General features: G+C 61.6%; 20 protein-coding genes. 13 read left to right on the top strand and 7 right to left on the bottom strand.

What is annotated here, in order from left to right; all coding sequences use genetic code 11:
• Window positions 1-96: 96 nt before the first annotated feature.
• From bioD to bioB, 5 genes are all read right to left on the bottom strand, one after another.
• Window positions 97-777 carry a dethiobiotin synthase gene (gene bioD / locus AC6CIA_RS12950; protein WP_498312488.1) on the bottom strand — a complete coding sequence of 227 codons (681 nt, stop codon included), beginning with the start codon at window positions 775-777 and terminating at the stop codon, window positions 97-99.
• Window positions 774-1,586, bottom strand: a complete 813-nt coding sequence (gene bioC, locus AC6CIA_RS12945) for a malonyl-ACP O-methyltransferase BioC (RefSeq protein WP_498312486.1) — start codon at window positions 1,584-1,586, stop codon at window positions 774-776. The genes bioD and bioC overlap by 4 nt, the downstream gene beginning before the upstream one ends.
• On the bottom strand, window positions 1,579-2,310 hold the full coding sequence (locus tag AC6CIA_RS12940) for an alpha/beta fold hydrolase (protein ID WP_498312484.1): 732 nt from the start codon (window positions 2,308-2,310) through the stop codon (window positions 1,579-1,581). Before AC6CIA_RS12940 ends, bioC begins: the two co-directional genes overlap by 8 nt.
• Window positions 2,303-3,481: an 8-amino-7-oxononanoate synthase gene (bioF, locus tag AC6CIA_RS12935; protein ID WP_498312482.1), complete on the bottom strand. Its 1,179-nt coding sequence runs from the start codon at window positions 3,479-3,481 to the stop codon at window positions 2,303-2,305. The genes AC6CIA_RS12940 and bioF overlap by 8 nt, the downstream gene beginning before the upstream one ends.
• 83 nt (window positions 3,482-3,564) lie before the next feature.
• The gene (gene bioB, locus AC6CIA_RS12930) at window positions 3,565-4,620 is read right to left on the bottom strand and encodes a biotin synthase BioB (protein ID WP_339532011.1); all 1,056 of its coding nucleotides are present in this window, start codon (window positions 4,618-4,620) and stop codon (window positions 3,565-3,567) included.
• 92 nt (window positions 4,621-4,712) lie between these two features.
• Here bioB and AC6CIA_RS12925 point away from each other — a divergent pair, with 92 nt between their 5' ends.
• The 5 genes from AC6CIA_RS12925 to rarD all read left to right on the top strand — a co-directional run bounded on the left by AC6CIA_RS12925 (window position 4,713) and on the right by rarD (window position 10,415).
• Entirely contained in the window at window positions 4,713-5,450 is a 738-nt protein-coding gene (locus tag AC6CIA_RS12925; RefSeq protein ID WP_498312480.1) for a ComFC family protein, read from the top strand.
• Window positions 5,451-5,515: 65 nt separating this feature from the next.
• Complete coding sequence (locus AC6CIA_RS12920; protein ID WP_498312478.1) at window positions 5,516-6,280, top strand: TOBE domain-containing protein; 765 nt, start codon at window positions 5,516-5,518, stop codon at window positions 6,278-6,280.
• Window positions 6,281-6,358: 78 nt separating this feature from the next.
• Window positions 6,359-8,263, top strand: a complete 1,905-nt coding sequence (locus tag AC6CIA_RS12915; protein WP_498312476.1) for a PhoX family protein — start codon at window positions 6,359-6,361, stop codon at window positions 8,261-8,263.
• Between the two features lie 178 nt (window positions 8,264-8,441).
• Window positions 8,442-9,416, top strand: a complete 975-nt coding sequence (locus tag AC6CIA_RS12910; RefSeq protein WP_498312474.1) for a serine/threonine protein kinase — start codon at window positions 8,442-8,444, stop codon at window positions 9,414-9,416.
• Between the two features lie 114 nt (window positions 9,417-9,530).
• Window positions 9,531-10,415, top strand: coding sequence for an EamA family transporter RarD (gene rarD, locus AC6CIA_RS12905; protein WP_339532015.1), 885 nt, complete (start codon window positions 9,531-9,533; stop codon window positions 10,413-10,415).
• A gap of 222 nt (window positions 10,416-10,637) precedes the next feature.
• On the opposite strand, the gene AC6CIA_RS12900 is transcribed toward rarD, so the two are convergent.
• Window positions 10,638-11,156 (bottom strand): glycine cleavage system transcriptional repressor, encoded by a 519-nt coding sequence (locus AC6CIA_RS12900; protein ID WP_339532016.1) that lies wholly within the window; start codon window positions 11,154-11,156, stop codon window positions 10,638-10,640.
• A 419-nt stretch (window positions 11,157-11,575) separates the two neighbouring features.
• Between AC6CIA_RS12900 and AC6CIA_RS12895 the strand changes: the two genes are divergently transcribed.
• Window positions 11,576-13,753 (top strand): malate synthase G, encoded by a 2,178-nt coding sequence (locus tag AC6CIA_RS12895; RefSeq protein ID WP_498312471.1) that lies wholly within the window; start codon window positions 11,576-11,578, stop codon window positions 13,751-13,753.
• 174 nt (window positions 13,754-13,927) lie between these two features.
• On the opposite strand, the gene AC6CIA_RS12890 is transcribed toward AC6CIA_RS12895, so the two are convergent.
• Window positions 13,928-14,374, bottom strand: a complete 447-nt coding sequence (locus AC6CIA_RS12890; protein ID WP_498312469.1) for a response regulator — start codon at window positions 14,372-14,374, stop codon at window positions 13,928-13,930.
• Between the two features lie 245 nt (window positions 14,375-14,619).
• On the opposite strand from AC6CIA_RS12890, the gene AC6CIA_RS12885 reads away from it, so the two are divergent.
• The 7 genes from AC6CIA_RS12885 to AC6CIA_RS12855 all read left to right on the top strand — a co-directional run bounded on the left by AC6CIA_RS12885 (window position 14,620) and on the right by AC6CIA_RS12855 (window position 22,905).
• Window positions 14,620-16,554 (top strand): putative nucleotidyltransferase substrate binding domain-containing protein, encoded by a 1,935-nt coding sequence (locus AC6CIA_RS12885; protein ID WP_498312467.1) that lies wholly within the window; start codon window positions 14,620-14,622, stop codon window positions 16,552-16,554.
• The gene (locus AC6CIA_RS12880) at window positions 16,551-17,258 is read left to right on the top strand and encodes a 3'-5' exonuclease (protein WP_498312465.1); all 708 of its coding nucleotides are present in this window, start codon (window positions 16,551-16,553) and stop codon (window positions 17,256-17,258) included. The genes AC6CIA_RS12885 and AC6CIA_RS12880 overlap by 4 nt, the downstream gene beginning before the upstream one ends.
• Before the next feature lie 144 nt (window positions 17,259-17,402).
• A complete protein-coding gene (locus AC6CIA_RS12875) occupies window positions 17,403-17,921 on the top strand; it encodes an RNA polymerase sigma factor (protein WP_498312463.1) in 519 nt (172 codons plus the stop codon).
• Window positions 17,918-18,886: a FecR domain-containing protein gene (locus tag AC6CIA_RS12870; protein WP_498312461.1), complete on the top strand. Its 969-nt coding sequence runs from the start codon at window positions 17,918-17,920 to the stop codon at window positions 18,884-18,886. Before AC6CIA_RS12875 ends, AC6CIA_RS12870 begins: the two co-directional genes overlap by 4 nt.
• Before the next feature lie 243 nt (window positions 18,887-19,129).
• Complete coding sequence (locus AC6CIA_RS12865) at window positions 19,130-21,559, top strand: TonB-dependent siderophore receptor (RefSeq protein ID WP_498312459.1); 2,430 nt, start codon at window positions 19,130-19,132, stop codon at window positions 21,557-21,559.
• 72 nt (window positions 21,560-21,631) lie between these two features.
• Complete coding sequence (locus AC6CIA_RS12860) at window positions 21,632-22,735, top strand: PepSY-associated TM helix domain-containing protein (protein WP_498312457.1); 1,104 nt, start codon at window positions 21,632-21,634, stop codon at window positions 22,733-22,735.
• Window positions 22,732-22,905 carry a hypothetical protein gene (locus tag AC6CIA_RS12855; RefSeq protein WP_339532025.1) on the top strand — a complete coding sequence of 58 codons (174 nt, stop codon included), beginning with the start codon at window positions 22,732-22,734 and terminating at the stop codon, window positions 22,903-22,905. Before AC6CIA_RS12860 ends, AC6CIA_RS12855 begins: the two co-directional genes overlap by 4 nt.
• Window positions 22,906-22,941: the final 36 nt, after the last annotated feature.

Below are 22,941 nucleotides of genomic sequence, written 5' to 3'. Positions count from 1 at the left end.
GCCTTGCAATAAAGCGTGAATCCTTATTGAAGCAGACAATCAGGCAAAAGGCCCGTCAAAAACACTAATGGCACAGTGCCTTAACCGTTAAGAAAATCAATCAAGCAGGTCCAACTGCAAGTACCCGGCCACCGCTTCGGCAGCCGGTTGCTTGAGCCTGGGCACCCGCCCCAGGCACGGTGCGGGCAGGCGTTCGGCCAGGGTCCCGAGATTTTCCTCCAGGCGAGAGGTCTTGGGATCAATGATATTGGCCACCCAGCCGGCCAGAGGCAAACCGTCGCGGGCGATGGCTTCGGCGCTCAATAGCGCGTGGTTGATACACCCGAGGCGAACCCCCACCACCAGAATCACCGGCAGTTGCAATGCCTTGGCCAGGTCCGAAAGGTTGTCCTGATCGGCCAACGGTACACGCCATCCGCCCGCACCTTCGATCAAGGTGAAATCCGCTTGCTTGGCGAGGATCTGCTGCATCGGCGTCAACAAGGCTTGCACGGTCAACGCCACGCCAGCCTCCCGCGCCGCCAGATGAGGTGCAATAGCCGGCTCGAACGCCAGCGGATTGACCTCGGTGTAAGTCAGCGGCAACGAGCATTCGGCGAGCAATGCCAGGGCATCGGCGTTGCGCAGGCCTTTGGGCGTCAGTTCACAGCCCGAGGCCACCGGTTTGCCCGCAGCGGTGCTCTTGCCTGCCTGTCGAGCGGCATGCAGCAGCCCGGCGGCGATCGTCGTCTTGCCGACATCAGTATCGGTACCGGTGATGAAATACGCAGCACTCATAGCGGTTTCTCCAGCACGCCGTACACCACTTGATAAGTTGCCGGCAGGCCCTTGGCCTGGCGGAACTGCTCGTACGCTTGAACCAGCGCAACAATCCGCGCCCGCCCGGTCAAGCCGCCAGGACGCCCCGGATTCAGATTGTGCGCGCCCAATGCTTTCAATTCATGGGTCAGGCTGCGCACGTCCGGGTAATACACGACGTGAGCACGTCGCTCCAAACTCACCACACGCAGTCCGCTGGCTGCGCACAGCTGTTGATAGGCAGTGAACGGTCGAAAGCGATTGACGTGAACCATGCCATCCGCCGCCCGCCAACTTTCGCGCAGCTCATCCAGAGTCCCGACGCACAGGCTGGCAAACGCCATCACACCACCCGGCTGCAATACGCGTTGCGCGTCCTTGAGCACCGAGGCGAAATCCGCGCACCACTGCACCGCCAGGCTGGAAAAAATCAACTCGCAGCAGCCATCCTGCAGCGGCAGGCGCTCGGCATCGCCGACGACAAAATGTTCGGCGCCGCCCAAGGGCCGTGCGTGATTGAGCATGCCTTCGGCGATATCCAGCGCCACGCCGTGCCCCTGGGGAAACGCCGCGTTCAACGCACGACTGAAATAGCCGGTGCCGCAGCCCAGGTCGAGCCAACGTTGCGGCCTGAATCCAGATGGCAGACGCCCGAGCAACGCGCCGCCCACGTCGCGCTGCAGCGCGGCGACGCTGTCATAGCTGGACGCGGCCCTGGAAAAGGACGCCGCGACCTGGCGCTTGTCAGGCAAGGCGCCCGGCAGTGGAGGATGGGATAAATCAGTCATCACCGCACTCATGCAAAAAAGCCTGAATCGCCCCCGCCACTCCGTGGGGGTTATCCAGAAGAAAGGCGTGTCCGGCCTGTTCAATCAGGCCGATCTCGATATCGGGCAATAACTTCAGCAACTCAGTCGCAGCCTCGCAGGGCACCAATTCATCCAGGCCGGCAAACACGTGCAGTTGCGGGCCACGGAAGGCTTGCAGGGCATCACGCGTATCCAGTTGCGCGAGTAACTCCAGGCCACTCATCAAGCTTTTGGAGGAGGTCTTCGGCGCACTGCTGACCAGCAACCGCGCCAGTCCCCTGGGGTCTTCCGCGCCCTTGGCGCAGAGCAGGCCGAAACGCTTGAGGGTGACTTGGGAGTCGGCATGGCAACCGGCCAGGAACGCATCGAAGGTTTCGCCGGGCATCGCGCTCGGCCAGCCAGCATGGGCGACAAAACACGGGTTGCTGGCCAAGGTCAGCAACCCGCAACAGCGCTCACCACGCCGCGCTGCCAGTTCGGACGCGAGCATGCCGCCCAGGGACCAACCGCCGAGCCAGGCATTGTCCGGCAAGGTCGCGTCAAGTTCATCGAGCCATTCGTCGAGGTCGCTGCAATCCAGCTCCGGCAAGGGCTCGATATCTACCCGCAAGTGTTCGTCCAACCCGCGCAACGCAGCGGCCAAGGGTTCCAGCGGCGATACCCCAAGCCCCCAGCCGGGGAGCAATATCAGTCGATCACGCATGCTCGGGCTCCTCACCCAACAAGCGGAAACACTCTTCCAATGCGTTTAACAATAGCTGCACCTGGGCCTCACTGTGGGCCGCCGACAAGGTCACCCGCAAACGCGCGGTGCCGGCGGGCACGGTGGGCGGGCGGATCGCCGTTACCATCAAGCCGCGCTCACGCAGCATCTGCGACAGGCGAATCGCCCGGCCGCTGTCGCCGATCATGATCGGCTGGATCGGCGTGAAGCTGTGCATCAACTCCAGGCCGATCTGCTCGGCGCCCTGGCGGAACTGGCGGATCAGCGCGTTCAAATGCTCACGCCGCCAGTGTTCGGTGCGCAGCAACTCCAGGCTTTTCAGGGTCGCGCAGGCCTGGGCCGGGGGTTGGCTGGTGGTGTAGATGTAGGGTCGAGCGAACTGGATCAGGCTTTCAATCAACTCTTCGCTGCCGGCAACAAAGGCGCCAGCCGTACCGAATGCCTTGCCCAGGGTGCCAACCAGCACCGGCACGTCGTCCAGGCTCAAGCCGAAATGCTCGACGATGCCACCGCCAGTGGCGCCCAGCGTGCCGAAGCCGTGGGCATCATCGACCATCAGCCACGCGCCCCTGGCCCGGGCTTCGCGAACCAGCGCGGGCAGATCGGCGAGGTCGCCGTCCATGCTGAACACACCATCGGTCACCACCAGCGTATTGCCGCTGGCCTTCTCAAGGCGCTTGGCCAGGCTTACGGCGTCGTTGTGCAGGTAACGGTTGAAACGCGCACCGGACAATAAACCGGCATCCAGCAGCGAGGCATGGTTGAGGCGGTCTTGCAGCACTGTATCGCCCTGCCCCACCAGCGCCGTGACCGCGCCGAGGTTAGCCATGTAACCGGTGCTGAACAGCAGCGCACGCGGTCGACCGGTGAGGTCAGCCAAGGCCTCTTCCAAGGCGTGATGCGGCGTACTGTGGCCAATCACCAAATGCGACGCCCCGCCGCCCACGCCCCAGCGGGACGCTCCGGCGCGCCAGGCTTCGATCACTTGAGGGTGATTGGCCAGCCCCAGGTAATCGTTATTGCAAAAGGCCAACAACGCTTGGCCATCCACCACCACTTGCGGACCTTGAGGACTTTGCAGCAGCGGGCGCTGGCGATAGAGGTGTTCTGTACGGCGGGCAGCGAGGCGCGCGGCGAGATCAAACGACATGCTGGGCCTCGGAGTTGGCAGATTGGGCTCGGTCCAAATGTGGGAGCGAGCAAGCTCGCTCCCACATTTGGATTGCACTTCAATCAGACGGCGGCGTTATAGAACTGCTCGCTGCTCTGTTGTTCCACCAACGCCTGCTCAATCGCGGCCTGGTGGACTTCGTCGGCGTGCTCTTCGCGAGCTTCCGGCAGGATCCCCAGGCGCGAGAACAATTGCATGTCCTTGTCCGCCTGTGGGTTGGCGGTGGTCAGCAACTTGTCACCGTAGAAAATCGAGTTGGCGCCGGCGAAGAACGCCAGGGCTTGCATCTGCTCGTTCATCGCCTCGCGGCCGGCAGACAACCGCACATGGGACTTCGGCATCAGGATGCGCGCCACGGCCAACATGCGGATGAAGTCGAACGGGTCGATATCGTCGGCATTCTCCAGCGGCGTACCGGCGACCTTCACCAGCATGTTGATCGGCACCGACTCCGGATGCTCCGGCAGGTTGGCCAGCTGGATCAACAGGTTGGCGCGGTCGTCGAGGGATTCACCCATGCCGAGAATCCCGCCGGAACAGATCTTCATCCCCGAATCACGCACATACGCCAGGGTCTGCAGGCGCTCGCTGTAAGTACGGGTGGTGATGATCGATCCGTAGAACTCCGGCGAGGTATCCAGGTTGTGGTTGTAGTAGTCGAGCCCGGCCTCGGCCAGGGCGGATGTCTGGTCCTGGTCGAGACGGCCGAGGGTCATGCAGGTTTCCAGGCCCATGGCTTTCACGCCTTTGACCATCTGCAACACATAAGGCATGTCCTTGGCCGACGGATGCTTCCAGGCGGCGCCCATGCAGAAACGCGTCGAACCGATGGCCTTGGCGCGCGCGGCCTCTTCGAGGACCTTCTGCACTTCCATCAGCTTTTCTTTTTCCAGGCCAGTGTTGTAGTGGCCCGACTGCGGACAATATTTGCAATCTTCCGGGCAGGCGCCGGTCTTGATCGACAACAGGGTGGACACCTGGACCCGATTGGCATCGAAATGCGCGCGGTGCACGGTCTGCGCCTGGAACAACAGGTCATTGAACGGTTGGACGAACAGTGCCTTGACCTCGGCCAAAGACCAGTCGTGACGCAGAGTGGCAGTGATGCTGGCGCTCATGGGTGATTCCTTGATTATGCTTTGGCAAGCGCTGCGGGAAGGGCAATACCCACAGGCACGACACGGATGCTCGGCATATTTAAGGAAGATTCATGCACTGTCAACCTGAGCGCAAACCCAAGGTTTACATCTGGTTAAAAAACAAACACCCCTGTTTGATCTGCGATGAAACCACCGATTCCCCCATGGCCGTGTGCAGCCTCTGCGAACTCGAGCTGCCGTGGCTGCTGGAGCAGTGTGAAGTCTGCGCCCTGCCGCTGCCGATGAGTGGCCTGGTTTGCGGCCAGTGCCAGAAATCGCCCCGCGCGTTCAAACAGGTGGTGGCGCCCTGGAGCTACAGCTTCCCGGTCGACAGCCTGATCAGCCGATTCAAGCACCAAGGCCAATGGCCTCTTGGACACCTGCTGGCCAACCTGCTGGGGCAATACCTTCAGGATCGATTCGAAAACACCCAACTGACCCGCCCCGACTGCCTGCTGCCCGTGCCGATGGCCGGCAAACGCTTGCGCCAGCGCGGCTATAACCAGGCCGTGATGCTCGCTCGCTGGCTGGGCAAGGACCTCAATGTGCCGGTCAATGAACACCTGTTGTTGCGCCCCCAGGAAACTGTCGCCCAGCAGGAACTGGACGCCAGGACCCGCCAGCGCAACCTGCTCAACGCCTTCGCCTTGGCCGCCGATACACAGGTCGAAGGTCGACACCTGGCCCTGGTGGATGACGTCTTGACCACCGGCGCCACCGCCCACAGCCTGGCGCGCCTGTTGATGCAGGCCGGCGCCCGACAGGTGGACGTATATTGTCTGGCGCGGACACCCAAACCGGGCACCTGACTTGACTCCAACGCCGCCTGCCCGCAACGTCTCGAGCATTCCAAGCCAGCGCGTAACCGTTCGCCATGCCTTTACCCACACTGTTGAGCCAACACATCGTCCGACGTCCGCAGCGCATTGCCCTGCTGCAACACATCGCCGAGCAGGGTTCCATTACCCGCGCGGCGAAAAGCGCGGGCCTGAGCTACAAGGCCGCGTGGGACGCCATTGATGAGTTGAACAATCTGGCGCAAAAGCCTCTGGTTGAACGCAGTGTTGGCGGCAAGGGCGGCGGCGGTGCGCGGTTGTCGGCAGAAGGCGAACGGGTGCTGCGCTTGTACCTGCGCCTGCAAACCCTGCAGGCCCAAGTGCTGGAAGCCGCCGAGGACGCCAGCGACTTCAACCTGTTGGGCCGCCTGATGCTGCGCACCAGTGCGCGTAACCAGTTGCACGGCCAAGTCGTCGCCATCACCCGCAACGGCCACAATGACCTGATCCGCCTGCAACTGGCCGCCGCGCTGACCCTCGAGGCGCAGATCACCCACGACAGCACCCTGCGCCTTGAACTGGAAATCGGCACGCAAGTCGTGGCACTGATCAAGGCCGGTTGGCTGGAGCTTATCGGCGCCAACGACACCGCAACGCCTGACTACAACTGCATGAGTGGCCAGGTCGAAGCGATTCTCGACGCTGACGACGGTCCCAGCGAAGTGCGCATCAGCCTGTCGAATGGCCAGGTGCTCTGCGCATTGGCCGCGCCGGGGCAGCTTGCGGCTCTCGGCGCGGTCAAGGGAAATCCTCTCCAGGTGCAATTTGCCCCGAGCAATGTGCTGCTGGGCACCCCGGCGTAATTGACGCATTCACCCAACTGAAACCGTTTCGTCATAAGCGCTCCCTAAGGTGTCTGCAAAAACATCGAGGAGCCTGAGATGAACCTATTAGAAGAAAACCAAGCCACCGATCTCGAACAGATGGTCGGCCTCACCCGTCGCCGGTTTATCGGTGCCGGCGCCCTGTGCGGCGCCGCGATGTTTCTGGGTGGCAACCTGCTGACCCGCAGCGCCCTCGCCGCTGGCGTCAGCGCCGCCTCCAATAGCCCGTTGCTGGGTTTTGCCAGCATTGCCGCCAGCACCCGCGACACCCTCACCTTGCCGCCCGGCTACACCGCATCGGTGCTGATCAGTTGGGGGCAGCCGCTGCACCAGGATGGCCCGGCCTTCGACCCGAGCGGCAACGGCACAGCCAAGGCCCAAGAACAGCAATTTGGCGATAACAACGACGGCATGAGCCTGTTCGCCTTCCCCGATGACGACAACCGCGCCTTGCTGGCCATCAACAATGAGTACACCAACTACCGCTACCTGTTCGCCCACGGCGGCATGCCGCAATCCGCCGAAGAGGTACACAAGGCCCAGGCCAGCGAAGGCGTGTCGGTGATCGAAGTCAAACGCCAGGGCGACACCTGGCACTTCGTTCAAGGCTCGCAATACAACCGACGTATCCACGGCAACACGCCGATCCGCCTGAGTGGTCCGGCGGCCGGCCACGACTGGTTGAAAACCAGCGCCGACACCTCCGGCCAACACGTCCTCGGCACCTTCCAGAACTGCGCCAACGGCATGACGCCGTGGGGCACGTACCTGACCTGCGAAGAGAATTTCACCGACTGCTTCGGCAGCAGTAACCCGCAACAGGCCTTTGACGCCGGGCAAAAGCGCTATGGCGTGGTGGCCGCCAGCAAGGAGATCAACTGGCATCAGTACGACCCGCGTTTCGACATCGCCAAGAACCCCAACGAACTCAATCGCCATGGCTGGGTCGTGGAAATCGATCCGTTCGACCCACAATCGGTTCCAGTCAAGCGCACCGCCCTGGGCCGCTTCAAGCACGAGAACGCGGCCCTGGCGCAAACCCGTGACGGCCGAGCGGTGGTCTACATGGGCGACGACGAGCGCGGCGAGTTCATCTACAAGTTCATCAGCCGCGACACGATCAATCACCAGGACCCCAAGGCCAACAAAGACCTGCTGGACCACGGCACCTTGTACGTGGCGATCTTCGACGCGGGCGACGGCAATACCGACCACCCCAAGGGCAAGGGACAATGGGTCGAACTGAGCTTCGGTAAAAACGCTATCGACGCCAGCAGCGGTTTCACCAGCCAGGCCGAAGTGCTGATCCATGCACGCCTGGCCGCCAGCGTGGTGAACGCCACGCGCATGGACCGTCCGGAATGGATCGTCGTCAGCCCCACCGACGGCCAGGTCTATTGCACCCTGACCAACAACGCCAAGCGTGGTGAAGACGGCCAGCCGGTGGGCGGCCCCAACCCTCGGGAGAACAACCTCTACGGCCAGATCCTGCGCTGGAAGGCCAACGCGGATGACCACGGGGCGTCAGACTTTACCTGGGACCTGTTCGTGGTGGCCGGCAACCCCGGCGTACATGCCGGCAGCCCGAAGGGCGGTTCGTCCACTATCACCCCGCAGAACATGTTCAACAGTCCCGACGGCCTGGGTTTCGACAAGGCCGGGCGCCTGTGGATCCTCACCGACGGTGACTACAGCAACAGTGGCGACTTTGCCGGCATGGGTAATAACCAGATGCTCTGTGCCGACCCGAACACCGGTGAAATCCGCCGATTCATGGTGGGACCTGTGGCGTGCGAGGTGACCGGCATCAGCTTCTCGCCAGACCAGAAGACTTTGTTCGTGGGGATTCAGCATCCGGGTGACACGGGTGATTCGACCTTCCCGGAACATCTGCCCAACGCCAAGCCGCGCTCGTCGGTGATGGCGATTCGGCGCGAGGATGGCGGGATCGTCGGCGCCTGATAAACCGCTTTCGCGAGCAAGCCCGCTCCCACATGCGACCGCATTCCTACAGGGTATACGCGGTCGAATGTGGGAGCGGGCTTGCTCACGAAAGCGTCCGCACAGTCCCCCCTATCTATGCTCGTGTGCGTTACCATACGCGGCCGGACGCGGCGCCCTGCTGCGCGCAGGAGTTCGCATGGCCCATCCGTTTGAAACACTGACCCCTGACCTGGTGCTCGACGCTGTCGAGAGCATCGGTTTTCTCAGCGACGCCCGCGTGCTCGCGCTGAACAGCTATGAAAACCGTGTCTATCAGGTGGGCATCGAAGACTCCGAGCCGCTGATCGCCAAGTTCTACCGCCCTCAGCGCTGGACCAACGAAGCGATCCTCGAAGAACACCGCTTCACCTTCGAACTGGCCGAATGCGAAGTCCCGGTGGTCGCGCCGATGATTCATAACGGCGAAAGTCTGTTCGAACATGCCGGTTTCCGTTTCACCCTGTTCCCCCGTCGCGGTGGCCGGGCCCCGGAGCCGGGCAATCTGGACCAGCTGTATCGCCTCGGACAATTGCTCGGGCGCTTGCACGCCGTGGGTTCCACCCGCCCGTTCGAACACCGCGAGGCGCTGGGGGTGAAGAACTTCGGTCACGACTCCCTCACCACCCTGCTCGAAGGCAACTTTGTTCCCAAGAGCCTGTTGCCGGCCTACGAGTCCGTGGCGCGCGACCTGCTCAAGCGCGTGGAAGAGGTTTACACGGCCACACCGCACAAAAACATCCGCATGCACGGCGACTGCCACCCCGGCAACATGATGTGCCGCGACGAGATGTTCCACATCGTCGACCTCGACGACTGCCGCATGGGCCCGGCGGTCCAGGATCTGTGGATGATGCTGGCCGGTGATCGCCAGGAATGCCTGGGGCAGTTGTCAGAATTGATGGACGGTTATCAGGAGTTCCACGACTTCGATCCCCGCGAACTGGCGCTGATCGAACCGTTGCGCGCCCTGCGCCTGATGCACTACAGCGCCTGGCTGGCACGGCGCTGGGACGACCCGGCGTTCCCGCGCAGCTTCCCGTGGTTTGGCAGCGAGCGGTATTGGGGCGATCAGGTGCTGGCGCTGCGCGAGCAATTGTCGGCACTCAATGAAGAACCGTTGAAACTGTTCTGACGGTTTCTCCGTGGGGAGCGGCGGTCCGCCGTGTTCCCACGGAAAGCCAATCCCCATCCTCGACAAATTTACTTACAATCACGCTTTTGTTAGCTGCCTAAGCAAGGATTCTGCATGCAAGCTGCCAACCCGCGTCGCGGGTACATATTAGGCCTGAGCGCCTACATCATCTGGGGTCTGTTCCCGCTCTACTTCAAAGCCATCGCCAGCGTTCCCGCCGCAGAAATCATCGTCCACCGGGTGCTCTGGTCGGCGCTGTTCGGTGGCCTGCTGTTGCTGGTCTGGAAACACCCCGGCTGGTGGCGAGAACTGCGGGATAACCCCAAGCGCCTGGCGATCCTCGCGCTGAGCGGCTCACTGATCGCCGGCAACTGGCTGACCTACGTCTGGTCGGTCAACAGCGGACGCATGCTCGAAGCCAGCCTGGGTTACTACATCAACCCGCTGATCAATGTGTTGCTGGGCATGCTGATCCTCGGCGAACGCCTGCGCCGCCTGCAATGGGTGGCGGTCGGGCTGGCCGCGGTGGGTGTCGCGCAACAGGTGTGGCAAGTCGGCAGTTTGCCGTGGGTGTCGCTGGTGCTGGCACTGACATTCGGTTTCTACGGCTTGATCCGCAAACAGGCACCGGTCAAGGCACTGCCCGGCCTGGTGGTGGAAACCTGGATGCTGGTGCCCATTGCGCTGGCGTGGCTGTTGTTCAATCCTACCGCCCATAGCGCCAACCTGGCGTTCTGGAGCACGTCCGAAGCCTGGTGGCTGGTCGCGGCGGGCCCGGTAACGCTGATCCCGCTGGTGTGTTTCAACGCGGCGGCGCGGCATTTGCCCTACACCACCCTGGGCTTTTTGCAGTACCTGGCGCCGACCCTGGTGTTGTTGCAAGCCGTGCTGCTGTTCGACGAGCACATGAGCCCCAGCAGCCTGCTGGCCTTCGTGTTTATCTGGGTCGGGCTGGCGGTCTACAGCGTGGATGCGTGGCTCAGCCTGCGCAAACGCTGATCAAATAACGTACAAACCCCTGCAGGCCGCAGCTGCCTTGGCCTGCAGGGTTTAGCCCCAAGGTTATCCACAGGCTGGTCCCCGGCGTTTGTGCACAAGCCGTTGAAATTGCTCGTTTTTTGCTCAAAACCCGGCAAGCCCCGGCGGGCGCGGCCTGGGGACGGGTCTCTACAGCTTATCCACAGGCACATGCAGGTTTTCCATGAATAACCTGGTGGACAGTCATTCCTCGTTGCGCAGCGCCAGCTCCACCATCAAGTCATCCGCCAGGGTTTCCAGAGCGGCTTGCAGCGTATCCAGCGTCAACGTCGCCGGCACCGCCAATGACGCTTCGGCATGAAACAACGGATCACCGCTCATGGGCGCTGGACGCACATCGGTGTTCAGCCGCTCCAGGTTGACGCCCTGGCTGCTCAACAGTGCGGTGATCTCGCGCACGATGCCCGGCCGATCATTGCCCACCAGCGTCATCAGAATCGCTTTGCTCGCCGCCGCCGGCCCGGCGCTGCTTTCACCCACCAGCACACGAATGCCATGGGTAGACAAGTCTTCCAACGCGTCCATCAGTGCCTGCCGGCTCTCAGCCGGAACGCTCACCCGCAGGATCCCGGCGAACTGCCCAGCCATATGCGCCATGCGGCTTTCCAGCCAGTTTCCGCCCTGCCCGGCAATGCACTGGGCGATGCGTCCAACCAGGCCTGGTTTGTCCGCGGCGATGATCGTGAGTACGAGATGGTCCATGGCACAGTCCTCTGGAGTTCAGCCTACAAGGTGGACGCAGGTTCCCACGAAAACAAATCGTGTACCATTTTTAGATTTATCTGGAACAATCCAATAGTTTTTTGAGAACATCCCATTCCCCGCTGTGACCGTACGACCAAAGTGGGTCGCTTAACGACGTATTTAGTCTAATTTTCACAACCGCAACTCATCATGTAGTATGCCGCAGCGCACACTACATAACGTTAGGTCGATGTCTGCCCAGGCGCCGTGATAACCCCGAACACCCCGTCAGCAAGCTTTGCGCCGTTGATTGGAACCACCCAGCCGCCATCGATTGGCATGTACTGGTACCCAGGGTTTGTGGTTTAAATGGCCAGAGGCTGCATTGGTAAATTGAAAAGCTGAAAAGCGAATAGCTGAGCAGAGTGAGGCAAGCAATGACTGAACACGTTCAAGTCGGTGGCCTGCAGGTCGCCAAAGTCCTGTTCGACTTCGTGAACAACGAAGCCATTCCCGGTACCGGCCTGACCGCCGACCAGTTCTGGGCCGGCGCCGACAAGGTCATCCACGACCTGGCACCGAAGAACAAAGCCCTACTCGCCACACGCGACGATTTCCAAGCGCGGATCGATACCTGGCACCAGACCCATGCTGACCAGGTCCACGACGCGGTGGCCTACAAGGCCTTCCTGCAAGACATCGGATACCTGCTGCCAGAAGCGGCGGATTTCCAGGCAACGACACAAAACGTCGATGACGAGATTGCCCGCATGGCCGGCCCGCAGCTGGTAGTGCCGGTGATGAACGCGCGTTTCGCCCTCAACGCCTCCAATGCGCGCTGGGGTTCGCTGTACGACGCACTGTATGGCACCGACGCCATCAGCGAGGCCAACGGCGCCGAGAAAGGCCAGGGCTACAACAAAGTGCGTGGCGACAAGGTCATCGCCTTTGCCCGCGCCTTCCTCGACCAAGCTGCACCGTTGACGGCCGGCAGCCACGTCGATTCGACCGGCTACAAGATTGTCGACGGCAAGCTCATCGTCAGCCTCAAGGGTGGCAGCAACAGCGGCCTGCGTGACGATTCCCAGTTGATCGGTTTCCAGGGCGAGACCGCCCAACCGATCGCGATCCTGCTGAAAAACCACGGCCTGCATTTCGAGATCCAGATCGACCCCAGCACCCCGGTCGGCCAGACCGATGCCGCCGGCGTCAAAGACATCCTGATGGAAGCCGCGCTGACCACCATCATGGACTGCGAAGACTCGGTTGCCGCTGTCGATGCCGATGACAAAGTGGTGATTTACCGCAACTGGCTCGGCCTGATGAAGGGCGACCTGGCCGAAGAAGTGGCCAAGGGCGGCAAGACCTTCACCCGCACCATGAACGCCGACCGCGTCTACACCGGCGTGGACGGCCAGGACGTAACGCTGCACGGCCGTTCGCTGCTGTTCGTGCGTAACGTCGGCCACCTGATGACCATCGACGCGATCCTCGACAAGGACGGCAACGAGGTGCCGGAAGGCATCCTCGACGGCCTGGTGACCAGCCTCGCGGCGATCCACAGCCTCAACGGCAACAACACCCGCAAGAACAGCCGCACCGGTTCGGTCTATATCGTCAAGCCGAAGATGCACGGCCCTGAAGAAGCGGCGTTCACCAACGAGCTGTTCGGCCGTGTCGAAGACGTGTTGAACCTGCCGCGCAACACCCTGAAAGTCGGAATCATGGACGAGGAGCGCCGCACCACGGTCAACCTCAAGGCCTGCATCAAGGCGGCCAGCGAGCGCGTGGTATTTATCAACACCGGTTTCCTCGACCGTACCGGCGACGAAATCCATACCTCCATGGAAGCCGGCGCGATGGTGCGCAAGGCCGCGATGAAGGCTGAAAAGTGGATCGGCGCCTACGAGAACTGGAACGTCGATATCGGCTTGAGCACCGGCCTGCAGGGGCGTGCGCAAATCGGCAAAGGCATGTGGGCGATGCCCGACCTGATGGCTGCCATGCTCGAGCAGAAGATTGCTCACCCGCTGGCCGGCGCCAACACCGCGTGGGTCCCCTCGCCGACCGCCGCCGCGTTGCACGCGCTGCACTATCACAAGGTCGACGTGTTCGCCCGCCAGGCTGAACTGGCCCAGCGCGAGCGGGCTTCGGTCGACGATATTCTGAGCATTCCTCTGGCCAGCAACACCCATTGGTCCGACGAAGAAATCCGCAACGAACTGGACAACAACGCCCAGGGCATCCTCGGTTACGTGGTGCGCTGGATCGACCAGGGCGTGGGATGTTCCAAAGTGCCGGACATCAACGATGTCGGCCTGATGGAAGACCGCGCCACCTTGCGTATTTCCAGCCAGCACATTGCCAACTGGCTGCGCCATGGCATCGTCAACGAAGCCCAGGTCATGGAAAGCCTCAAGCGCATGGCGCCGGTGGTGGATCGGCAGAATGCCGGTGACGCGTTGTACCGCCCCCTGGCTCCGGACTTCGACAGCAACATTGCGTTCCAGGCAGCGGTGGAACTGGTGATCGAAGGAACCAAACAGCCCAACGGTTACACCGAGCCGGTGTTGCACCGTCGGCGTCGGGAGTTCAAGGCCAGGAATGGTCTGTAAATGAAAAAAGCCCTGATCGAGAGATCGGGGCTTTTTCTTAGGCTTCATGGTGATTTGACTGGCGCTATCGGGAGCAAGCCCTCTCCCACATTTGAGCGCATTCCTACAGGATGTACGCGGTCAAATGTGGGAGGGGGCTTGCTCCCGATGAGGCCGGCACATTCAGCGCGAACGTCAGGAAGCCATCCCCAATTCGCGCTTCACCAATTTCGCCAATTTCACGCTATCGATCGGCTTGAGCAGAAAGTCCACCACGCTCAAGTGCATGGCATCGATCACATCCGGCGCCTCGGCATCCCCCGACACCACGATGATCGGCAGCGCGGCGCGGGTGGAGCCGCGAACCTGACGAATCAATTCCAGGCCATTGCTGGGTGCCATGCGCAGGTCGGTGATCAGCAAACCGATCGAGGCGTGTGTGTTCAACAACGCCCACGCCGCTTCGCCACTACTCGCCGTCATGCAGCGAATGCCGTCCAACCCAAGGATTTCCGCCAGCAGTTCGCGCGCGTCCTTGTCGTCGTCCACGATCAGAACGCGTTGCGGCGGTAAACCGGGTTCGAGCATCACGGCGCTCAGCGCCTCGCGCTCGTCATCACTCAAAATATCGTGGTCGGACATACAGTTCTCGGCAGTTTTCAACAATCTCCCAGCTCGACGTCAGACATCAGCGCAAGCGCGCTCAATGTGCACTTCGTCGGAAAGTTTTCATAGTAGGCACTTTACGAAGTCTGGACGGTATTCACGTAAGGCGTTTCCCTAGTCATAGACGATGACTTCGCTACCTAGACTTACGTCCAATGGGCACTCCGCGCGCAGGAGTCGACCATGCAGGACGAAAACGACAAAAATCTGCGGTCATGGTTATGAGTAAAGCTGATGCTTTCACCCAGGCAGGAAAAACTGCGGTGTTGCAGAACATTCACGGCACCCTGCAATTCCTCCAACGCTTCCCACCCTTCAACCAGATGGAATATGCGCACCTGGCGTTTCTGGTGGAACAATGCCAGTTGCGCTTCTACGGACCCGGCGAGAGTATCCTCAAACCATCGGCAGGCCCGGTGGAACACTTCTATATCGTCAAACAGGGGCGAGTCGTCGGCGAGCGAACGCATGCGGCCACCGGCGGCACTGAAACCACCTTCGAAATCACCACGGGCGAGTGCTTTCCGCTGGCGGCGCTGTTGGGCGAGCGGGCCACGCGTACTGAACACTTGGCGGCCGAGGACACCTTCTGCCTGCAATTGAACAAGCCGGCCTTTATCAAGCTGTTCGCGCTGTCCGGCGTCTTCCGTGACTTCGCCTTGCGCGGGGTCAGTAGCCTGCTGGACCAGGTCAACCAGCAAGTCCAGCAAAAAGCCGTGGAAACCCTTGGCACCCAATACTCATTGAATACCCGCCTGGGCGAGCTGGCCATGCGTCATCCGGTGACGTGCAGCCCGCTGACGCCGCTGCGCGAGGCTGTGACGCTGATGCATGAGCAGCAGGTCGGCAGCATCGTGGTGGTGGACCCACACAAGGCGCCCCTGGGGATTTTCACCCTGCGTGACCTGCGCCATGTGGTGGCGGACGGGACCAACGACTTCAATCAGGCCATCGAAGGCCATATGACCCCGGCACCGTTCTTCCTCAGCCCGGATCACAGCGCCTTCGATGCGGCCATCGCCATGACCGAACGCCACATCGCCCATGTGTGCCTGGTCAAGGACCGGCGTCTGTGCGGCGTGGTCTCCGAACGCGATCTGTTTTCCCTGCAACGGGTCGACCTCGTTCACCTGGCCCGGACCATCCGCCACGCGCCCCGGCTGGACAACCTGGTAGCGATACGTGGCGAGATCGGCCAATTGGTGGAGCGCATGCTGGCCCACGGCGCGTCTTCGACCCAGATCACCCACATCATCACCCTGCTCAACGACCATACGGTGTGCCGGGTCATCGAGCTGGCCCTGGCGGAACGAGGCGATCCCGGCGTGCCCTTCAGTTGGCTGTGTTTCGGCAGCGAAGGCCGTCGCGAACAGACGCTGCACACCGATCAGGACAACGGCATTCTGTTTGAGGCCAAGGATGCCGTCGAAGCCGCCGAGATTCGTCAGCGCCTGTTGCCGCTGGCGCAACAGATCAACCAGAGCCTGGCACTGTGTGGTTTTACCCTGTGCAAGGGCAACATCATGGCCGGCAACCCCGAGCTGTGCCTGTCCCGCGCCGAATGGGCCCGACGCTTCGCTGCGTTTATCCGCGAAGCGACCCCGGAGAACTTGCTCAGGTCCAGCATCTACTTCGACCTGCGGGTAGTCTGGGGCGATGAACGCGGCTGCGAGCAACTGCGCCAGGGCATTCTTGATCAGGTCGCGGACAACCGCCTGTTCCAGCGCATGCTGGCCGGCAACGCCCTGCGCCAACGCCCGCCGGTAGGACGTTTCCGTGACTTTGTGCTGACCCGCAAGGGTACTGACAAGGCTACTCTGGACCTCAAGGTGCAGGGGCTCACACCGTTCGTTGATGGCGCCCGTCTGCTGGCCCTGGCCAACGGCATCGCCACCAACAATACCCTGGAGCGTTTGCAACAGCTGGTGGACAAGGGCGTGATCGAACGCCTGGACGGTGCCGCCTATGAAGAGGCCTATCACTTTATCCAGCAGACGCGCATGCAGCAGCACCAACTGCAAACCCGTGAGAACCAGCCTTACTCCAACCGGGTCGACCCGGACAGCCTCAACCATCTGGACCGTCGTATCCTGCGCGAATCCCTGCGCCAGGCCCAACGTCTGCAAAGCAGTCTGGCCCTGAGGTATCAGTTGTGAGTTGGTTCAGTTGGCTACGTCCGTCACGGCCAGGTTTGAGCGCCGCACAGCAGGCTCGCCTGGAACAGTTGCCAAGCGCTCGGCCGTTGGGCGAAGGCTCGCTGCGCGCGCAACGCTGGGTGGTGCTGGACCTGGAGACCAGCGGCCTCAACCTCAATCGCGACCAGGTGCTGTCGATTGGCGCGGTGGTGATCGAAGACGCGGCCATCGACTTTTCCCAGCAGTTCGAGCGCACCCTGCAACGGGCCGACACCAAGCCTGGCCCCAGCGTGCTGCTCCACGGTCTGGGGCCCAGCGCCATTGCCGCAGGGAGCGATCCGGCTGAGGCGTTGCTGGATTTCATGACGTTTGTCGGTGACAGTCCGCTGCTGGCATTTCATGCGCCTTTCGACCAGCACATGCTCGGCCGTGCGCTCAAGGACAGCCTCGGCTATCGCCTGGCTCACCCGTTTCTCGACGTCGCCGACCTGGCGCCGCTGTTGTGTCCGCAAGCCTCGATCCGTGAGGCGGGCCTGGATGATTGGATTGATCACTTCAGGCTGCAAGTCGGTGAACGCCATCATGCCAGCGCCGATGCCTTGGCGACGGCGGAGCTGGCCTTGATCCTGTTCAGCCGGGCGCGGCAGCAACACCTCGACAGCCCCCTCGCCTTGCAACAGCGCGTGAGCCAATGGAAGCGGCGCAAGCAGGCCCCCTCTTTCTAGCGATGCGGTGCACCTTGGTGATGAGCGGACTCATGCCTTCGGGTGACCGGTCCGCCACCCGACCAATGCCAATTGCCAGCATCCCGCGCCTCTGACACAATCGCGAATAATTCTCGTTATTTTAAACTTGCAACCGGTGATGCCTTGTCGTCAGCCCAAAGTCCCCACAGTGAGCTTGTTGGCGCGTTATACCGCGACCATCGCGGCTGGCTGCTGGCTTGGCTGCGGCGCAATGTGGCTTGCCCGAGCCGCGCCGAAGACCTGAGCCAGGACACGTTCATGCGCCTGCTGGGGCGTGAAGAACTGCACACGCCTCGCGAACCTCGGGCGTTTCTGGTGGCCGTCGCCAAAGGGCTGCTGTTCGACTATTTCCGCCGCGCCGCACTGGAACAGGCTTACCTCAGCGAACTGATGCTGATCCCGGAGAGCGAACACCCGTCGCCGGAAGCACAGCAACTGATCCTCGAAGACCTCAAGGCCATCGACCACTTGCTCGGCAAACTGTCCAGCAAGGCCCGCGCGGCGTTCCTCTATAACCGCCTCGACGGTCTTGGCCACGCCGAAATCGCCCGACGCCTGGGTGTCTCGGTGCCTCGTGTACGGCAATACCTGGCCCAGGGCATTCGTCAGTGTTACATCGCGCTGTATGGCGAACCGCAGTGAGCCCGATCAGTTCCAAACCGGTTTCAGCCCGCGTGTTGGATGCCGCCATCGCCTGGCAACTGTCCCTGGATTCCGGAGACGACAGCTCGGTTGCGCGCGAAGAATTCAACAAATGGCTGGCCAGTGATGAAGAACACGCCCGCGCCTGGCGCCAATTGGGCATGCTCGACCAACGCTTCAGCGTCGCCTCGGGGCCGGCGCGGGCGGCGCTGTTGCAGTCGCGCGAAGGCATGCGCCAGCGCGTGCGCAAACTCGGCAGCGGACTGGCCAGTGTGCTCCTGGTCTGTGGCCTGGCGTTGTTTGCCGGACAACGTTATTTGCCCATCGACTATTGGTTGGCCGACCAACGCACGGCCACCGGCGAACAGCGCACGCTGAGGTTGGCGGACGGTACGCTGGTCAACCTCAACACCCACAGCGCGATTGACGTGCAATTTGACGACAAGCGCCGGCTGATCGTGCTGCAGGAAGGTGAAATTCTTGTCGAGACCGCTCACAACGACAGTCGCCCGTTTATCGTCAAAACCCGCGAAGGCAGTCTGCGGGCCCTGGGCACGCGCTTCATCGTCAAACGCGAGGACGACGGCACACGGCTGAGTGTGCTGCAGTCCGCCGTCGCCGCCCAACCAGCGGCGCTGCATCGGGAACAGATCTTCAAGCAAGGTCAACAAGTGCTGATGCGCAGCGACGGCCTCGGCCCGCTGCAGGCCGTCGCGCCCGGCAGCGATGCCTGGACCCGCGGCATGCTGGTGGTGGATAACGCGCGGCTGGGGGATGTGATCAAAGAACTCGGGCGTTATCGCCGTGGCTATCTGGGGATCGACCCACAACTGGCCGACCTGAGGATCACCGGCAGCTTCCCGCTGCACGACACCGACCTAGCGCTGAATGCGCTGTTGCCGACGTTGCCGGTGCAGATCCGGCAGCGCACCCCGTGGTGGGTAACGGTTACCGCAAAGCCTTGAGTTTTGCGGTGCCTGGACGATTGCCTTCGCGAGCAAGTCGAATCGTCGCACCGCCGCTCCCACATTCGACCGCGTAGTACCTGACTGAACGCGGCCCAATGTGGGAGCGGGCTTGCTCGCGATGAGGCCCTAAAACCACCCCAAATGCCCAGGCAGGCAAATATTTTCATCCAGCCCTATCACTTTTTGATTCTCGTGCGGCACACAGGCAATTGAGAAATATTTCCATTCAGGAGCCATTCCATGTCCCGCACGCTCGATACCTTGTTGCGTCCCAGTCTGTTAGCCGTGGCCATTGCCCTCAGTGCCCCGCTGGCCAGCACCCAGTTGATCGCCGCCGAACAAGCCTCCAGCGTGCGCGCCTACAACCTGCCCGCCGCGCCTTTGGCCAGCACCCTGAACCAGATCGCGAGCCAGGCCGGCCTGGCGCTGACGCTAGATCCGGCACTGGCGGCAGGCAAGACCTCGACGCCGGTCCAGGGTCAGTTCGACGCACCGGGCGCCTTGCGTGAAGCCTTGCGCGGTACGGGTTTGCAACTGGAACAAAGCAGCGCCGGCACGTTCAGCCTGGCGGCGATTCCTGAGGGCGTGGTGGCCTTGCCGGAAACCAGCATCATTGGCCAAGGCAACTATGAAAGTGCATGGGGACCGGTGGAGGGTTATGTCGCAACGCGGACGGCGGCGGGGAGCAAGACTGATACCGCGCTGGTAGAAGCACCCCGTTCAATCTCGGTCGCTACCCGCCAGCAGATGCAGGACCGCAACGTCCAGAATCTTGATGACGCCGTGCGCTACATGCCCGGTATTGTTTCCGCCAGCTACGGCAGTGACACCCGCTACGACTGGATGCGTGTACGCGGCTTCGAACCCACCCAGTTTCTCGACGGACTGCCACTGCCAAGGGGCGTGTATGCCAACCCGAAAGCGGAAACCTGGAACCTCGATCGCATCGCGCTGCTGCGCGGCCCGGCCTCCTCTGTCTATGGCCAGACCCCACCGGGCGGTTTGCTGGATATGGTCAGCCGGCGCCCAAGCGCTGAATCGAGCCATGCCATCCAGGTTCAATACGGCAGTGACAACTATCGCCAGATCAACTTTGCCAGCACCGGCAAGATCGATGAGGAAGGCGAGTTCCTCTACGGCGTCAGCGGAGTCGTGCGCGATGCGGGAACCCAAGTTGATCATATCGACAACAAACGCTACAACATCGCCCCCAGCCTGACCTGGAACATCAATACCGACACCAAGCTGACACTGCTGTCGCAGTTCACCCGCGACGATACTGGCGCCACCAGCCAGTTCCTGCCGATACAAGGCACCAAGATCCGCTCCTCCCAGGGCAAGATTTCACACCACAAGAACCTCGGCGATCCGGACTACGAGTTTTACGACCGCACCTACTACGCGCTGGGCTACGCCTTCGAACATCGCTTCAACGATGTCTGGCAGTTCCGCCAGAACTTGCGCTATACCAAATCAGAACTGTCCTTCCAGCAACTGACCGTGGGCGCGTATCCGTTCACCACGGTAGACGCCGACGGCAACGTTGGCCGTACCTCGACCAATGCGGACGAGGACATCGGTCAGTTCGCTGTCGACAACAACTTCCAGGCTGACTTCGCCACTGGCGATATCACCCACACCCTGCTGCTCGGCCTGGATCATCAACGCACCAATACCACTTACACCTCGATTTTCGGTGACGGACTGACAACCAACATCAACAACCCCATCTACGGCCAGCCGATTGTGCGTCCGGACCGCTCAACGGCATTCTACGACTACAACCAGAAAACGCTGCAGACCGGCCTTTACGTCCAAGACCAGATGGCGCTGGACAAATGGCGTTTGACCTTGGGTGGTCGTGAAGACTGGGTGCACCAAGGCACCACCTACTTCAACCGGAACGACGCGACCAATACCGACCGCAACAAGAACTTCAGTGGCAACGCGGCGCTGAGTTACGTGTTCGATTCGGGCTTCGTACCGTATATCTCTTACGCCGAATCGTTCCAGCCCGCGAGCAACGCCAACGCTTCGCCTACCGAATCCTACAAACCTACCGAAGGCAAGCAATGGGAGCTGGGGATCAAGTATCAGCCGCCCGGCTCAAACACTTTGCTGAGCGCTGCCGTCTACGACCTGACCCAGAAAAATGTACTGGTAACGACCACCATCGCGGGCAGCATCCCGGTCACCAATCAGACTGGCGAAGTCAAGGTCAAAGGCCTGGAACTGGAGGCGGTGTCTGACGTGACCGAAAACCTGAAAGTTATCGCGGCCTATACCTTGGCCAAGTCCGAGGTGCAAAAAGGTGACTACAAAGGCAACCGCTTGCAACTGATGCCGAACCAGAAAGCAAGCCTGTGGACCGACTACACCTGGCACACCGGCGTATTGGATGGCTTCGGCATCGGTTTTGGTGCCCGTTACACCGGTAATACTTATGGCGACCAAGGCAACACTTGGCTGGGCAAGGCCGATGCCTACACCGTCTTTGATGCTGCCGTGCACTATGACCTCGGACGCCTGGACAACACCCTCAAGGGTGCATCGGTAAAACTCAACGCCACCAACCTGTTCGACAAGGACTACATTTCGACCTGCGATGGCTTCTATTGCTACTACGGCGATCAACGCAGCGTCGTCGCCAGCGCCACTTACCAGTGGTAATGCGCTGAGCTAACCGGCTCCACAACCGGGCCGTCCCATGAGGACGGCTTTGGCTTGTCTGAAGGCAATGAAATGAAAAGCAAAACCATCCGCCGCTGGTCCTTCATCCACACCTGGACCAGCCTCGTCTGCACCCTGTTCCTGCTGATGCTGGCCCTCACCGGCCTGCCGTTGATCTTTCACCACGAGATCGATCATCTGCTGGGCAATGAGCCCGAACTCAAGCAGATGGCGGCCGATACACCGCGACTCAATCTCGAACAACTGGTCACCGCCGCGCAGGCCCATCGCCCCGGCGAAGCCATGCAGTACCTGGCCTGGGATGAGGATGACAAGAACGGCGTAATCGCGATCATGGCCGCCACCGCGGGGACCGAACCCAATGCGTCCCATACCTTCATGCTCGACGCCCGTACCGGGGAAAGTGTGGAGATGCCGTCGGCCAATGGCGGGTTGACAATGTTCCTGCTGCGCCTGCATGTGGACATGTTCGCCGGCCTGCCGGGCAAGTTGCTGCTGGCGTTCATGGGATTGCTGTTTGTGCTGGCGATTATCTCCGGCACGGTGTTGTACCTGCCGTTCATGCGCCGCTTGAAGTTCGCCACCGTGCGCCAGGACAAATCCACGCGCCTGCGCTGGCTCGACCTGCACAACCTGATCGGCGTGGTCACCTTGACCTGGGCGCTGGTGGTGGGTGTCACGGGGGTGATCAGCGCCTGTGCCGACCTGATCATCGCCGCCTGGCGCAGTGACAGCCTGAGCGCGATGGTCGAGCCGTACAAAAACGCCCCGCCGCTGACCTTGCGCGCCCCTGCCACGAACCTGCTGACAATTGCCGAGCTGGCGGCGCCGGGCATGACACCGGACTTTATCGCCTTCCCCGGCACACGGTTTTCCAGCGAGCATCATTACGCCGTCTTCATGAAGGGCAGTACCCACCTGACCTCACATCTACTGACGCCGGTGCTGATCGACGCCAGCAACCTGCAAGTGACCGCCGTCGGCGAACGGCCGTGGTACTTGGATGCCATGGGCATGTCTCAGCCCCTGCACTTTGGCGACTACGGCGGCATGCCGATGAAAATCCTCTGGGCGGTACTCGATGTGTTGACCATTATCGTGCTGGGCAGCGGCGTGTACCTGTGGCGGGTGCGGCGCAAGGCGGGGCAGCCATGAAGCCCCGGCAGTCGAGTTTCTGGAAGGTGTTCGGGATTCCGCTGGTGATCGGTGTGCTGAGTACAGCGGGGCTGTTCGCCGCGCTGCTGGGGGATGGGTGGTGGGACTCATTGAGCTGGATCGGGTTGGGCGTACCGGCTGTTATCGGAATATGGGCATTTCGCAAATAGGAAAAAACCTGAGAACCCCCGCATTAAACCGGGCAC

This window comes from Pseudomonas sp. GQ91, from assembly GCF_059758795.1.
The sequence above is the reverse complement of the archived record's forward strand: the minus strand, read 5'-3'. Positions and strand labels throughout refer to the sequence as shown.

Coding starts and splice junctions, on each gene's coding strand:
- bioD (WP_498312488.1), bottom strand. CDS start 777: ATGAGTGCTGCGTATTTCATCACCGGTACCGATACTGATGTCGGCAAG.
- bioC (WP_498312486.1), bottom strand. CDS start 1,586: ATGACTGATTTATCCCATCCTCCACTGCCGGGCGCCTTGCCTGACAAG.
- AC6CIA_RS12940 (WP_498312484.1), bottom strand. CDS start 2,310: ATGCGTGATCGACTGATATTGCTCCCCGGCTGGGGGCTTGGGGTATCG.
- bioF (WP_498312482.1), bottom strand. CDS start 3,481: ATGTCGTTTGATCTCGCCGCGCGCCTCGCTGCCCGCCGTACAGAACAC.
- bioB (WP_339532011.1), bottom strand. CDS start 4,620: ATGAGCGCCAGCATCACTGCCACTCTGCGTCACGACTGGTCTTTGGCC.
- AC6CIA_RS12925 (WP_498312480.1), top strand. CDS start 4,713: ATGCACTGTCAACCTGAGCGCAAACCCAAGGTTTACATCTGGTTAAAA.
- AC6CIA_RS12920 (WP_498312478.1), top strand. CDS start 5,516: ATGCCTTTACCCACACTGTTGAGCCAACACATCGTCCGACGTCCGCAG.
- AC6CIA_RS12915 (WP_498312476.1), top strand. CDS start 6,359: ATGAACCTATTAGAAGAAAACCAAGCCACCGATCTCGAACAGATGGTC.
- AC6CIA_RS12910 (WP_498312474.1), top strand. CDS start 8,442: ATGGCCCATCCGTTTGAAACACTGACCCCTGACCTGGTGCTCGACGCT.
- rarD (WP_339532015.1), top strand. CDS start 9,531: ATGCAAGCTGCCAACCCGCGTCGCGGGTACATATTAGGCCTGAGCGCC.
- AC6CIA_RS12900 (WP_339532016.1), bottom strand. CDS start 11,156: ATGGACCATCTCGTACTCACGATCATCGCCGCGGACAAACCAGGCCTG.
- AC6CIA_RS12895 (WP_498312471.1), top strand. CDS start 11,576: ATGACTGAACACGTTCAAGTCGGTGGCCTGCAGGTCGCCAAAGTCCTG.
- AC6CIA_RS12890 (WP_498312469.1), bottom strand. CDS start 14,374: ATGTCCGACCACGATATTTTGAGTGATGACGAGCGCGAGGCGCTGAGC.
- AC6CIA_RS12885 (WP_498312467.1), top strand. CDS start 14,620: ATGAGTAAAGCTGATGCTTTCACCCAGGCAGGAAAAACTGCGGTGTTG.
- AC6CIA_RS12865 (WP_498312459.1), top strand. CDS start 19,130: ATGTCCCGCACGCTCGATACCTTGTTGCGTCCCAGTCTGTTAGCCGTG.
- AC6CIA_RS12860 (WP_498312457.1), top strand. CDS start 21,632: ATGAAAAGCAAAACCATCCGCCGCTGGTCCTTCATCCACACCTGGACC.
- AC6CIA_RS12855 (WP_339532025.1), top strand. CDS start 22,732: ATGAAGCCCCGGCAGTCGAGTTTCTGGAAGGTGTTCGGGATTCCGCTG.